At 55.2% G+C, this 281-nt stretch carries 1 rRNA gene; it reads left to right on the top strand.

The annotated features are described in order from the left end of the window. A 23S ribosomal RNA gene (locus ACGFT1_RS35845) occupies window positions 1-281 on the top strand; the annotation flags it as partial.

Consider the following 281-nt stretch of genomic DNA (forward strand, 5'->3'; position numbering starts at 1 on the left):
GCACAGACAACCAGGAGGTTGGCTTAGAAGCAGCCACCCTTGAAAGAGTGCGTAATAGCTCACTGGTCTAGTGATTCCGCGCCGACAATGTAGCGGGGCTCAAGCGTACCGCCGAAGTCGTGTCATTGACATATATAGCCCCAACGGGTGTGTTGATGGGTAGGGGAGCGTCGTGTGCCGGGTGAAGCAGCCGCGGAAGCGAGTTGTGGACGGTTCACGAGTGAGAATGCAGGCATGAGTAGCGATACAAACGTGAGAAACGTTTGCGCCGATTGACTAAG

It is taken from the genome of Streptomyces sp. Y20 (genome assembly GCF_043195475.1).
Classification (GTDB): domain Bacteria; phylum Actinomycetota; class Actinomycetes; order Streptomycetales; family Streptomycetaceae; genus Streptomyces.